This window comes from Streptomyces sp. NPDC093510 (assembly GCF_040683555.1).
Taxonomy (GTDB): domain Bacteria; phylum Actinomycetota; class Actinomycetes; order Streptomycetales; family Streptomycetaceae; genus Streptomyces.
Genome location: NZ_JBFBEE010000006.1, coordinates 387967 through 401765 on the forward strand (window position 1 = coordinate 387967; position 13799 = coordinate 401765).

A 13799-nucleotide genomic window follows, 5' to 3' on the forward strand; every position below is an offset into this window, starting at 1 on the left:
GGCCCACCCGGCCGAACTCCCGCGCTGCCCAAAGCCGCACAACCATTCCCCCTTCCCGCAGGTCAAACGCGCGACACGCACAGCAAGATCCGATGGGGGAGTCTTGAAGAAGTTCACGGCAGCGCTGGCCACGAGCCTTGTGGTCTGCGCTGCCACACTGACTGCCGCACCCGCGGCACAGGCAGGTGACGGCGGCACCCGCAGCCGCACGGAGACCCTGCTGGAGGGCGGCAAGATCTACGCCCTCTACGAGCACATGTCCTGGAGCTTCCACCCGAAGGACGTCACGCTCAAGATCCACACGAAGGACGACCCCGAAGTCCTCGCCAGCGTCCGCCTCGACGGCACCGAGAAGTGCCCCGACACCGAGGAGTGCTACGAGGACACCTTCCGCTCCGAGCCGGTCACCCTGCCCGCCATGGGCGCCTACGTGATCGACGTCGTGGCACGCGAGGGACAGCCCGACGAAGTCGTCCAGCGCTCGACCGGCTACCTCAACTACGGCCTCGACCCCAAGCTGACCCTCACCAGCAACCACCCCTGGATCTCCTACGAGAAGGCCTACATCAAGGTCTCCGGGTCCCTGGTGGCCGAGGACCCCAAGACCCACGAGGTCAAGCCCTTCGCCGGGGTGGGCATGTACTACCGCGCCCGGGGGGCCTACGGCGAGGGATGGGTGTGGACGAACAAGGAGGGACGCTTCACCACCTCCACGCAGTTCGGCGCGAGCGACACCATCGCCGACACCACCTACGAGTACATGTTCGACCAGCAGTACGAGTCGCTCAGCCTGCCCTTCCGCAAGCAGGCCCTGCAGCTCACCGTCGACGCGCCCCACGGCACGGTCACCGCCCCCTACGGCAGTGACGTCCCCGTGCGCGGCAAGCTCACCCGCACCGCGGACGACGGCACCCAAAAGCCGCTCGCCGCCGAGGTACGCATCGCCGCCGGCGGCGTGGGCGGCCGGGACAAGACCGTGGTCAGCGGCGAGAACGGCACCTTCGCCACCGGCTACACCGTCAAGCAGAGCGATGAGGTGAACGTCCAGCCGGCCGCCTCGAACTGGTTCACCGCCCCGGCCGCGCCGCACTCCTTCACGCTGGCCACGCCGCCCCGGACGAGCAAACTGTCCGACGTCCAGGCCAAGGTGGACAAGTACCGCAAGGTCACCTTCACCGGCAAGCTCGGCGTCACCCAGGGCTCCTACCCGGCCGGAACCACCGCGCAGGTCTCCATCGACCGCCGCCCCGCGGGCGGCTCCTGGACGAGCACCGGCACCTTCGACGTCGCCTACGGCGCCTCCTTCACCGTGTCCTCGCCGAAGAAGGCCGACACCGGCGCCCAGTGGCGGCTGCGCCTGACCAACGCGAGCGTGAACGGCCCGAGTTTCACCCTGGGACGCAAGTACACCCAGGTCTGGAACGACGGCGTCTCGCCCGAGGGCGTGCGCAAGGGCGCCACGCTCACCGCCAAGGGCGGCCTGATGCAGAAGTCGGGATCCAGCTGGAAGCCGTACGGCGGACAGAAGATCCGCGTCTGGTTCAAGGCCGCCACGGCCGGCTCCGCGTGGAAGGAACTGGGCACCACCAAGACGCTGAGCGACGGCTCGTTCAGCAAGAAGTTCACCGCCCGGCAGGACGGCACCTGGCAGATGCGCTACACCGACACGGTCACCTCCCACTACGCGGACTACGGCCGTGAGGACTACGTCGACGTCCGCTAGCCACCACTGAGGCACCATCAGGCCCGCCTGCCGAACCCCGGGCCCTGAGAGCGCCCACCAGGCGGCCCCGCCACAACCGGCGGGGCCGCCTTCGTCATACCCCCGGCCGGCACGCGACCGTCCCCGTCCCGTCTCACCCACTCGGCTCGACGGCCGGGCAACTCGCCCCGCGGGCAGGAACCTTCTGCGCGATCAGGTAGTCGTCGACGGTCTTCTGCGCGCACGGGCTGCTGGAGTACGTGCCGTGGCCCCAGCCCCGGTAGGTGTGCAGGACCGCGTTGCCGCCCAGCTGCGCGGCGACATCGACGGCCCAGCCGTAACCGGTGGCCGGGTCGTGGAGCGAGTTGGTCAGCAGGATGGGCCGGCTGCCACGCACCTTCAGCCGATGCTGCGGATTGTCCGGCTCCGGAGCCCCCAGACAGGAGGAGAGGGCCGCCAGCGCGCGGGGATACCTCATGTCCGGCGCGATCCGGGCCACGCGGCGCAACTGCCGCGCATAGTCCGCGTAGTCGCGCACCGGCAGGCTCCAGTCCTGGCACAGGATCTCCAACGGAGAGGACCCCAGAGCGGGCCCCGACGACCCGCCCCGGGGCAGGGCCCGCGGCTCGTCCGCGGCCTGTGCCGCCGCCGCGCTCCCTCGCCCCGGCCCCGCCCCGCTCCGCCCGAGCTCTTGCAGGAGCGCCGCAAGCCGCACCCACTCGGGGTCGTACAGCAGCTTCATGACCTTGGCGTTCAGGTCGAACGGCGACAGCGCCGCACCCTGCTGCCCCAGCTTCCCGTGCTCGGCCCGCTCCAGCAGATCCGCCCACAGGGCCCGCACATCCGCACCGTGCAGGACACACCGGGTGCTGCGCCCGCACCACGCCACGAACTCCTCGAAGGAGTCCTGCAGCGTGCCGGCCTGCGCAGCAAGGAACTCCTTGGTGCCCACACTGTGGTCCACCACGGACTCCAGGGCCAGGGCGCGCACCCGCCGCGGATACCGCTCCGCGTACTGCTCGCCGAGCAGCGTGCCGTACGAACTGCCGTGGAAGGTGAGGGAGCGCTCGCCCAGGGCCGCCCTGATGGCGTCGAGGTCCTTGACCGCGCTGAGGGTGTCGGCGTGGTCGAAGAGCCCCTTCTCGGTGTTCTTCCTGCAGTCCCGGCGCAGCGCCCGGTTGTACTTCACCGTGGCGTCGAAATCGGCCTGGCTCTTGATGACCGCCGCCGGACGCCTGCCGAGGAGCTCTTGGGAGCAGCGGATCGGGTTGCTGGCGCCCACGCCGCGCGGGTCGAAGCTGACGATGTCGAACCGGCTGCGCAGACGGTCGCTGAACCGGCGCATGTTGCCCTGGCCCACGATCCGCTCCACACCCGAATCCCCGGGCCCGCCGGGCCCGAAGACCATGGAGCCGACGCGCGCGCCGGGGTCGGTGGCCGTGCGCCGGGCGAGCCGCAGGTCGAACCTCTGCCCCTCCGGCCTGCTCCAGTCCACCGGCACCGAGAGCCTGCCGCACTGAGCCGAGGCATCCGCCTCGCACGGCTCCCACACGATCCGCGAGCCCGCCCCCTCGGGCCCCGGCACACCCTGGGGCCCACCGGCCGCCCCGCTCGCGCCCTGCGCCCCCGCGAAGCCGCCCAGCACGGCGAGCACCACAGCCCAGACAAGAGGTGACCGCCGTCTTTGGGGGTGGCCGCGCGAGGCACCCGATGCATGACTGACCACCACAGTGACTGCTCCTTCGACGGGGTCAAGACCTCGATCTTCACCCGCCGCAGGCCCCGCCCGACATCCGGCAAACCCCTGACTCACCCCGTAGGGGTCGGCCCCCAACCAGCCCTGAGATTCCCCGAGTTGCTACGGCTGGCCCTTCTTCATGCGCCGCATGAAGAAGGTGATGCCCGCCCAGAAGAGGATGACGGCTGCGACCATGACCCACCCGCGGGGCTTTCCTGTGGTCAGGGTCATGATCGTGAACAGCACGACCCCCAGCAGGGCAAAGGTGTTGAGGATCCTGGTGTAGAACCGGATGCCTTCCTGCTGCTCCATCGTCCAGCCCGGGCGGATCATGGCGTTCACCTTCCGTTTGACGGACACAGACGCCGGGGTGGAATCCGTTTCGCGGGTTCCACCCCGGCATGTTCGTGCGCTAGCCGATGGCCCATTCGACGATACTGGAGGAGGCTTCGCCCGCTCCCCACGCACCGGCGAAGCAGACCGCCTGGCCGCCGACGGCCGAGGCGCCGGCTGTGGGAATGGCACCGCCCAGCATGACGAGTTCGCAGCCGGCGAAGAAGGCGCCGCCGCCGATGAACCCGGCGACGTCACCCCACATCCCCACGGCGTCCCCGCTGGCCAGTTTCGTGATGGCGCTGACACCGTCGCCGACCCAGCCGAGCGCGTCCACGCCGCCGCCGAGCGCGTTCACCACCGAGCCGAAGCCCAGCAGGCCGCTGGGGTCGATGATGTTGGTGGGGTCGCCGGCCGCGTACAGGTAGGGGTTGGTTTCCAGGCCCGAGGGGTCGGGCTGGGTGAAGCGCCCGGTGCGCGGGTCCAGGTAGCGGGCGGACAGGTGGTAGAGCCCGGTGGGGTCCTGGTAGCCGCCGGCGAAGCGGTAGGGCTGGGGGACCTTCTCGGTGCTGGTGCGGGTCACACCGCGCGGGCTGTAGTCGTAGGTGTTGGCCTTCGCGCCCTGCTCGTCGACGACGGCCCTGGTCGTGCCGATGGCGTCGGTGAGGTAGTAGTACGTGCTCTGCGTGCGTGCCGTCCCCTCGGTGCGGAAGGAGTTGAGCTCGCCGCTCGGCTCGCGGGTGAAGTTCATGTCCACGCCGCCGGTGGTCTTGGCGGAGAGGCCGACCGGGCCGTGGTGGAAGGCGGTGTCGCCGAACTGGGTGCGCTCGGACTGGTCGGTGGAGGCGTAGCGGCCCTTGAACTCCTGACCGCCCTGGGTGAGGGAGGTCAGCTGGGAGAAGTCGCTCCACTGGCCGCCGGTGCGCGCGCTCTCCGGGGTCGGCGCGGCCGCGATCTCGTTGCCGACCTTGTCGTAGGACCAGCCGCTGGTGTCGCCGTTCCTGCCGGTGAGCTGGGAGGCGTCGTTGTAGGTGTAGGTGGTGCCGCCGGGGCAGCCCGCCTGGCGGCCCTGGGAGGTGAGGTTGCCGGCCTTGTCGTAGCAGTACAGCCAGCTGTCGTTGACCGCCGACCCCTTGGTCTCGTTGGTGAAGGTGAGACGTCCGGCCGAATCGTAGGTGTAGGCGCGCTTCAGCCCGGCGACGGCGTCCGTCTCGGTCCGGATGCGCACGCCGTCCTTGGTGGTGCTGCCGCTGGTGTAGGAGTAGTCGTAGGTCAGATCGACCAGGGTGCCCGAGGAGGAGGTCGCCTTGATGTGCTTGGGCCGGTTGGCCTTGTCGGGAGTGACGGTCTGCACGGTGCCGCCCGGCAGGCTGGTCTTGGTGCGGAAGTCGTTCGCGTTGTACTCGTAGCCGCTCTTCTTGCCCTGTGCGTCGGTGAGCGTCTCGAGCCGGTTGACCTTGTCGTAGGTGTACTTCACCGTGCCGGAGGGGTCGGTGTACGTCTCGACGTTGCCCTCGGGGTAGTAGGTCAGGACGGTCTGCGAGCCGTCCTGCAGGGTGCGGATCGTCTCCCGGCTCAGCGGGTCGAAGTCGTACTTGGTGACGCCGGTGGCGTCCGAGCGCTGCTTGAGGTTGCCGTCGCCGTCGTATTCGTAGGTGACGGTCATGTGGGTGCTGGAGACCTTCTTGATGCGGTCGCGGTTGTCGTGGACGAAGACGGTCTTGATGCCCCGCCCGTCGACCGCGGTCTCCGGCCGGCCCGCGCTGTCGTAGGTGTAGGTGGTGGCGCCCTGCGGGTCGGGCGGGGTGACCTTGGTGAGGTTGCCCTTGGTGTCGTAAGCGGCCTTGGTGGCCTTGCCGTTGGCGTCCTTGACCTCGCAGCGCTGCCCCTCGAAGCCGCCGCAGGCGGGGTCCTTGGGGTTGTAGGCGAAGGTGCGGGTGCCGCCCTGGGCGCCGGCGACGGTCTCCTTGGTGGTGTTGCCCGCGTCGTCGTAGTCGTAGGAGACCTCGACCCCGTCGGCGGATGTGATCTTGCCGGGGACGTCCGCGCCGGCGATGGTCTTGTACCCGCTGAGCGTGGAGGTGGCGCCGGTGGGCAGCTTCTGCGAGGTGGGGTTGGAGCGGGTGTCCCAGCCGTAGGTGGTGACGTTGCCCGGCGTGCCGCCCACACCCATCGCGTCGACGGCCGTCTCCAGGTTGAGGTTGGCGTCGTAGGTCCGCTCGCGGTTCTTGCCCAGCGCGTCGGTGACCTTGGTGATCTCCCCGTCGGCGGCGTGCGCGTAGGTGGTGCTGTTGCCGGCCGGGTCGGTGACCTTGGTGGTGCCCGCCCGGCCCTCGCCGGCGGTGTAGGTGTAGAGGTAGGTCGGCCCCGTCTCACCGGAACCGTCGAAGCGGGTGGCCCGCTTCATGGAGGTGACCCGGTTGTCGCTGTCGTAGGTGAAGACCGTCACCCGCCCCTCAGGGGTCGTGATCTTCGTCAGGCGGCGGGAGGAGTCGTACCCGAACAGGGTCGCCTTGCCCTCGGTGTCGGTGACCTTGGTCAGGTCACCGGCCGGATCGAGGTCGTGGACGACCGTGCGGCCGGTGTTGTCCTTGGCCTGCCACTGCGAGGCATCGGTCTTGACCAGGTCGACGAAGCGCCCCGAGCGGGACTCGGTCAGCTTGAAGCCCTTGTGCTCGCTGCCCTGGTCGTGCTGGTCGACCAGGATGTGCCCGCCGTTGCGGTCGGAGACCTTCACCAGCGTCCCGGAGGCACTGTAGGTGTCCTTGGTGCCCGAACCGCGCTCGGTCACCGTGTACTCGCCGTCGGACGTCGTCTTCAGATCGAAGCGGTAGCCCTTGGGCGTGCTGTAGGTGCCATCGGCCTTCTTGGTGAAGGTGACGGCCCCGCCCGTGGCGTCGTACAGCACCACCTGGCCGTCCTCGACCTGCAGATAACGCTCGTAGTTCTGCCACCAGCGCTGCGACATCTTGCCCCAGGGCGCGTCGAGCGAGTTGTAGGTGCGGGTCAGCTGCAGTGACTTGCCGACACCGGCGACCTGGAAGTCGGTCGCGGCGAGCATGAGGTTGCCGGTGGAGTAATTGACGCGGGCCACCAGGGAGTCGGTGACCCGCACATCGGAGATCTGATGCCAGGGAACATCCCCCTGCCCCTTGGGCGCCACCGCCGCCACCGCCCTCGCGGCACGCTCCCGCTTCCCGCTCGCGGTGCCGGCACGCTCCTTCTGCGCCGCCCGCCACCGGGCGAGGTCCCCCGAAGGCGCACGCTGGTGGGCGGAGGCCGGCGCCCTGGTCTCGCCGACCTTCACCGCGGGCATCTCGGCCCGCTCGCCGTCCCTGCCCCAGGCCGAGGCCGGAGCCGGGGCCGGGGCCACCAAGTCGCCCTGGGCGAAGGCCGCCGGGACGACTCCGGCCATGAGCGCCACGGCGGCCGCTGCCGCCACGGCGGCGCGTCTGGCGCGAACGGGCTTACGTCTGGGCGGTGTTCCTGTGGGCTTACGTCTGTGCGGTGTTCCTGTGGTGCGTGAAGACATGCTTCTCCTCAGGAAGGCACCCCAGCAGCCCCCACGGCCACTGGGTCACCGCCGCACGCTATGCAGCACCCCACCGCAATCGCACACACATTCCCATTGGTTGCCCGGCATTTCAGCCCCGATCCCCGCCGCTCTTTGCCGCGAAAGAGACAAGTGGACCGGCGCCACGCCCCCCGGACCGCCTGGTACCACCCCCACCAGCAATGGTCACCGGAAAAGAGCTTCGACCAGAAACAACTCCCGCATCCCTACAACCGCCCCGCGAACCGGCCGCTTCTCGTACGGGAGGTGACGCCGCGTCAGTGACGATCGTCACCAGGCGCGAAGTGGAGAGCGCCCCGGACACCCCGATACGTTCATGATCATTCCCCTCGGACACGCGGCCGCGCCAGGAGCCGCGCAGGCACCAAGAAGGGAGTGGGTGAGCAATGAGCGAACACCACCAGCGGCACGACGAAGAGCCCACCTGGGCCTCCCTCTCCACCAGGGCGAAAACCCTGACCGCGACCGCCATTACGGGCCTCGGACTCGGCATCGCGGCCCTCGTCACGCTCTTCCTGCTGCTCATGGTCCTGATCGTCACGGCCGCGTGCGGCGACTCGATCGAATTCGACGGCCCGGCCACACTGCTCTGGGCCGCCCTGCTGTGTCCGCCCTGCGGACTGCTCGCCGGCACGTTCACCACACCGGTGCGCTTCCTGCTGCGGCTCAACCGCCCCACAGAGCGCACCCGGCGGACGGTGGAGGCCCTCACCTCCTGCCTCCACACGTTCCTCGCCGCCCTGTTCGTCCTGCACTTCACACCCGGCCTGCACGCCACCAACCCCTGGCTGCCCGCAGCGACAGCCACGGCACTCGGCATCGCGGCGAACCTGCTGATGAACCGAGCGGAGTCCCGCAAGAGGGGGCGGCCACAGGGCCGTTAGGACCAGCGGCCACAGAGCCGGCACTGCCCGTCCGGGACAAGGCGACCGATGCGCCGAGTACAACGCTTCCACCCGAACAAGAGGCGACCTCCAGGTGCGCGGTCCGGGTGTCGACGCGGCCGGCCCGGCCCGCGACGCCGGATGTGCAGCCCTTCGAGCACGGGCACGAGCAGGGGGCTGTCACCGCGCCGGCCCGGTGAGGTCTGCCAGGACGGCGGGCGGGTCCGGTCGTCGGCTCCTGCACCGCTACGGCTGGTCCTGGTGGCCCCCGGCCCGTCACGCGAGCCCGTCACCAATGCCGTCACCGTGACGCTTTCGCGCGAGCCCGTCATCAAATGCCGTCACCGTGAGGCTTTCCCGGAACGGCAACTCTCGTCTCACGCGTCAGGTACCTGCTCCGCGCTGGCTGCCGAGGCTTCCGAACCGGCACTCAGGGGCCGCCGCCCGTGCATGAGCGGGCAGCTCTTATGGCATCTGGCCCAGCGGTACGGCCTGCGTCACCGGCTCCACCCCCACGAACCGGCCGACCAGGCCCTTTGACGCCCGCCCGGAGGCAGGGGGCCGGCCCCGCGAGGAGGGAGGCCCTGGTCGCCCGAGACAGAACGCGGTGGCGAGGAGGGGCTGAACCCCACCTCGCCACCGCGTCATCCGCAGGTCCCGAGCGCGTGCGTCAGCGCCGGGCGCCGGGCTCGTGGCCCATGCCCTCGTGGCCGTAACCCGCCGCCTGGGCCCAGGTGATGCCGAGCGGGCCGCCGACGTTGTCGTACGTACCGGCGAAGCCCTTGTGGTTGTAGCCCAGCTCGTTGTGCGGGGCGTAGCGGTCGTGGTCGTCGTCGGCGACGGCCGCGCCCGCCCCGACGGCCAGAACGGACACGGTGAGGGCGGCGGCGAGGATGGTCGAGCGAACGCGCATGAGTATATTCCTCCTGGAATATGCAGGTACTGTCGCTATGTCACCTGCCGCGGCAGCAGCCCCGGGTAACGGCACAGCACCCCCTCTCCACCCGAACGGACCCCGGAGTGCTACCGCACGGCCCACGTGACCTGCCCCCTGTGAGAACCCTGGCGTGCGGTCAGGACTGGTCCAGGGCCCGTTCGATCGCGCGCCGGGCCCGGCCTGCGGCCGCCCCGTCGTGCTGGAGCTGCAGGGCCGCGTTCAGCGCCAGCCCGGCGGCGACGATCTCGAACAGGGCCTGATCGTGATCGATGTCGAAGCCAGCGGGCAGCTCGCCGTTTTTCACCGCCGCGGCCAGGTCCGCCCGCAGCTGGTCCCGCCAGCGCGACCACACCTCGGCCACCGCGTCGCGGACCCGGCCGGGGCCTGCCGTCGTACTCGGTGAGCGCCGCGGCCATCAGGCAGCCGCCGGGCAGCAGCGGCGCTTGCTAATAGTCCACGGAGTTGGCGCACACCGCGCGCAGCCGCCCAAGTCCGGGCGGCTCGGCCAGGGCGGGCTCGACCCCCCGACTGGGTGGTCCAGGCCGACGGCCGGCGGGTCTTGCACGGCGGCGACACGATGTTCCACGGCTCCTGGTGGCTCATCGCGCGCCGGTTCAGCCCGTTCGGCGCGGTGTTCCTGCCCGCCAACGGCGCGGTGGTCGACGCGCCGCACCTGCAGGCGCCGAGCCCGCTGCCCGCGCGATGGACCCGTGGAAGGCCGCGGCGGCCGCGGAGATCCTCGGCGCCCGGTACGCGGTGCCGATGCACTACGAGGCGGAGCGGCCGGACAAGATCGCGGGCTACGTCGAGGTCGCCGACCCGGAGAAGGAGTTCCGCACGCACGCCGGAGGGCGCGCACACGTGCTGGCCGTGGGGGAGTGGCTGGACCTGGCCATGTGACCGGAACGCGCCGAGACCGCCGAGGCCGCCAAGACCGCGACCCCGCCGGCCCCGCGCGGGTCGACGGCAAACGCCCTCATTTAGGGGGACTTGACCGCCTCTGGCGGCACGTCAACCGCCATTCCCGGCAATGTCTCAGAAACATCTTCCGCCTCCCCAGAACCAAACGCCTCCAAGATCACGTGTTATGGGCGACCACATCAGGCACGCTCACAAGACAGGCAAAATCGGGTGGCACTCATATCCAGGGTGGGGACGACGGCGATAGCCGTCGTAGTGTCCGGCGCACTGGTCGCGGGGGTGGCCGCGGCCGACTCCGGGCCGGGGCCGAACCGCACCGCGGGCACACACACCGGCGCCAAGACCAAGACCGAGACCAACACCAACACCCAGACCCACACCCAGACCGGGACCAAGTCCGGCGGGGGAGCGCAGGGCGAGAAGCAGGGCAAGAAGCGGGGCGGGAAGACGACCACCGTCACGTTGGTGACCGGCGACCGGGTGGTCGTGCGGGCGGGAGGCAAGCAGGTCGTCCGGCTGATCCGCGGCGAGGGCCGCGAGGAGGTCGCGATCGCGGTACGGCGCGAGGCCGGCCACACCTACGTCGTGCCGCAGGACGCCCAGTCGCTGATCAGCGCGGGCCGGCTGGACCGACGGCTCTTCGACGTCACACGGCTGGTCAGGGACAAGTACGACGACGCCCACCGCACCTCGCTGCCGCTGATCGTCAAGTACCGGCCGGGCCGCGTCAACAGCCGCTCGGGCGACACCTTCAAGGGCCTGGCCCGCGACCGCCGTACGCTGCCCGCCCTCGGCGGCGAGGCGTTCGAGGCACCCAAGTCCGGCACGGGCGACGTCTGGAGGCAACTCACCGGCTACACGGGCGGCCGTACGAACGCGCGCAGCACCGCGGCCCCGGCCATCGCGCACGTCTGGCTGGACGCCAAGGTCCGCCCCGCCCTCGACAAGAGCGTGCCGCAGATCGGCGCCCCCACCATGTGGCGGGCCGGATACACCGGCAAGGGCGTCAAGGTCGCCGTCCTGGACACCGGAGTCGACCAGACCCACCCGGACCTCAAGAACGTCGAGGTCGCCGAGAAGAACTTCACCGAGTCCGCGCCCGACGCCAAGGACCGCATGGGCCACGGCACGCACGTCGCCTCGACCCTCGCCGGCTCCGGGGCCAAGTCGGGCGGCAAGTACAAGGGCGTGGCACCCGACGTACAGGTCCTGGACGGCAAGGTCATCTCCGAAGTGGAGGGCACCGGCAGCGAATCCAGTATCGCCGCCGGCATGCAGTGGGCGGTCGACAGCAAGGCGAAGATCGTCAACCTGAGTCTCGGCAGCCTCGACTCGCCGGGCACCGACCCGCTGGAGGAGGCCGTCGCACGGCTCTCCGGCAAGGCACTCTTCGTCATCGCGGCGGGCAACGACGGCCCCGAGCCCGGCACGCTGAACTCGCCCGGCAGCGCCCCCGCCGCCCTGACCGTCGGCTCCGTCGACAAGCAGGACAACATCGCGGAGACCTCCAGCCGGGGCCCGCAGGCCGACGGCGTCACCAAGCCCGACCTCACCGCGCCCGGCGACGACATCACCGCCGCCCGTTCCACGCAGATCCCCGGCGACTCCGAGCACGAGCCCTACGTCGCCATGTCGGGCACCTCGATGGCGACCCCGCACGTGGCCGGATCCGCCGCCCTGCTCCTGCAGCAGCACCCCACGTGGAGCGGCCCGCAGCTCAAGGCCGCGCTGACCGGCTCCGCCACGCCCCACCCCGCACTCAACGCCCACCAGCAGGGGGCGGGCCGCGTCGATCTGACGCGCGCCGTCACCGCCTCCGTCGTCCCCGAGCCCGGCACGCTCGCCTTCGGCACGCAGGCCTGGCCGCACACCGACGACAAGCCGGTCGCCAAGACCCTCACCTACCGCAACCTCGGCACCAAGCCGGTCACCCTCACGCTCTCCGCCAAGTCCCTGGACCCCAAGGGCCGTCCGGGCCCGGCGGACCTGTTCACCGTCAAGGACGCCGAGGTCACCGTCCCGGCGGGCGGCACCGCGAAGACCACCGTCACCGCCGACACCCGGCTCGGCACCGCCAACGGCGTCTACGGCGGCACGCTGCTGGCCACCGGGGACGGCCAGGAGGTACGCACCGGCCTCGTCGTCGACCGTGAGGTCGAGAGCTACGACCTCACGCTCAAGCACCTCGACATCAACGGCGGCAATTCGCTCAACTACACCACCACGCTCACCGACGCCCGCACCCAGCGCAAGATCGAGGTCCCCTACAAGGAGGGACTCACCACCCTGCGGGTGCCCAAGGGCACGTACGCGCTGGAGAGCACCGTCTACGGTCCGACCAAGAGCTTCGCGGTCTTCGTCCAGCCGAAGCTGAAGGTCGCCGCGAAGGCGACACTCACGCTGGACTCCCGCAAGGCCAAGCCGGTCGCCGTCACCGCCCCCGACGCGGGCGCGCGTCTCACCGAGTCGTACATCAGCTACGACGACACGGCCCTGGGCATCGCCAACAGCTTCAGCCTCGGCGAGGGCGCCGTCATCCGCACCCTGGGCCTGGGCTCCGCATCGCCGACCCTGAACGCCCAGTACAACGGCGTCTGGAAGGCCCCGGCAGCGAAGAGCGACTACCGGCTGGCCTTCAGCCGCACCGGCAGCTGGTTCTCCGGTCTGAAGCACGCCACCACCAAGGCCGAACTCGCCGAGGTCAAGTACGGCGTCGGCGCCTCCGCCGCCCGGCGCAAGGGCACCCTGACCGCCGCCCCGATCGGCACCAACGACTACTACCCGCCTCTCCAGCCGGTGACCGCGCTCAAGCTCCCGGCCTCCGGAACGAGCTATGTCAACACCAAGGACCTTCGCTGGAGCTGGTCCATGGCCCAGCTGGACGACGCGGGCGATTCCACCATCGACTACGGCACCGCCCCCACCGCCTACAAGGCGGGCAAGCGCTACACGCTGAACTTCAACACCGCCGTCGTCGGGCCCGACCTCAACGCCGATGAGGGGCAGGGCGCGCGCCGCGCGGGCAACGCCATGGACGCCTACGTCCAGCTCTTCAGCGACGGCGCCGGCCACGCGGGCAGCTCCGTGACCAGCGGCGGCTTCACCCGCCTCGAGTCGGGCGGCCGCACCCTGGCCGAGGGCGGCCCCGGCGCGGTGAACGCCGAACTCCCGGCGGCCTTGGCCTCCTACCGCCTGATCATGGAGGCCACCCGCGCGGCCACCGTCGCCACGACCAGCACCAAGGTGGCCGCGACCTGGACGTTCAAGTCGGCGAAGACGCCCGACGAACCGCCCACCGACCTGCCCCTGTCCACTGTCCGCCTCGCACCCGAACTCGCACTGAACGGCACGGCCCCGGCAGGCAGCACGCTCACGGTGCCGCTGAAGGTGGCCGGCGCGGCAGCCGGCACCGGCCGGATCACCACCCTGACCGTCAAGGTCTCCTACGACGGTGGCCGCACATGGAAAGCGGCCCCCGTCACGACCGACACCCGCGGTGCGCGCACGGCGAGCGTGAAGCACCCGGCAACGGCCAAGGCCGTCTCCTACCGCGTGTACCTGAAGGACACCTCCGGCAACACGATGACCGAGACGATCACCAACGCCTACCGGCTCACCCCCTGACGCGCGCCCGCCGCGCCATGAGGACGCCGTGGTGAAGTACTGATCGCTGATGGCGCCGGCCCTCGTATGCAGATGCTCTGCATACG

8 protein-coding genes and 1 pseudogene are annotated in these 13799 nt (G+C 70.5%); 4 read left to right on the forward strand and 5 right to left on the reverse strand.

From position 1 onward, the window contains the following. Positions 1 to 103 precede the first annotated feature (103 nt). On the forward strand, positions 104 to 1723 hold the full coding sequence (locus AB0N81_RS12875; RefSeq protein WP_365357810.1) for a hypothetical protein: 1620 nt from the start codon (positions 104 to 106) through the stop codon (positions 1721 to 1723). A 133-nt stretch (positions 1724 to 1856) separates the two neighbouring features. On the opposite strand, the gene AB0N81_RS12880 is transcribed toward AB0N81_RS12875, so the two are convergent. From AB0N81_RS12880 to AB0N81_RS12890, 3 genes are all read right to left on the reverse strand, one after another. After that, the gene (locus AB0N81_RS12880) at positions 1857 to 3359 is read right to left on the reverse strand and encodes an alpha/beta hydrolase (protein ID WP_365357811.1); all 1503 of its coding nucleotides are present in this window, start codon (positions 3357 to 3359) and stop codon (positions 1857 to 1859) included. Between the two features lie 201 nt (positions 3360 to 3560). After that, on the reverse strand, positions 3561 to 3773 hold the full coding sequence (locus AB0N81_RS12885) for a hypothetical protein (protein ID WP_365357812.1): 213 nt from the start codon (positions 3771 to 3773) through the stop codon (positions 3561 to 3563). A gap of 79 nt (positions 3774 to 3852) precedes the next feature. Next, positions 3853 to 7089, reverse strand: coding sequence for an RHS repeat-associated core domain-containing protein (locus AB0N81_RS12890; RefSeq protein ID WP_365357844.1), 3237 nt, complete (start codon positions 7087 to 7089; stop codon positions 3853 to 3855). Positions 7090 to 7733: 644 nt separating this feature from the next. Here AB0N81_RS12890 and AB0N81_RS12895 point away from each other — a divergent pair. Further along, positions 7734 to 8231: a hypothetical protein gene (locus AB0N81_RS12895; protein WP_365357813.1), complete on the forward strand. Its 498-nt coding sequence runs from the start codon at positions 7734 to 7736 to the stop codon at positions 8229 to 8231. Positions 8232 to 8901: 670 nt separating this feature from the next. On the opposite strand, the gene AB0N81_RS12900 is transcribed toward AB0N81_RS12895, so the two are convergent. Together AB0N81_RS12900 and AB0N81_RS12905 are read right to left on the reverse strand one after the other, a co-directional pair. After that, a complete protein-coding gene (locus tag AB0N81_RS12900; RefSeq protein WP_365357814.1) occupies positions 8902 to 9144 on the reverse strand; it encodes a hypothetical protein in 243 nt (80 codons plus the stop codon). Positions 9145 to 9304: 160 nt separating this feature from the next. Continuing rightward, positions 9305 to 9695, reverse strand: a pseudogene (locus AB0N81_RS12905) (TetR/AcrR family transcriptional regulator); the annotation flags it as partial. 175 nt (positions 9696 to 9870) lie between these two features. On the opposite strand from AB0N81_RS12905, the gene AB0N81_RS12910 reads away from it, so the two are divergent. Next, positions 9871 to 10068 (forward strand): hypothetical protein, encoded by a 198-nt coding sequence (locus AB0N81_RS12910; protein ID WP_365357815.1) that lies wholly within the window; start codon positions 9871 to 9873, stop codon positions 10066 to 10068. Between the two features lie 231 nt (positions 10069 to 10299). Then, positions 10300 to 13713, forward strand: coding sequence for a S8 family peptidase (locus AB0N81_RS12915; RefSeq protein WP_365357816.1), 3414 nt, complete (start codon positions 10300 to 10302; stop codon positions 13711 to 13713). The last annotated feature ends 86 nt before the right edge of the window (positions 13714 to 13799 follow it).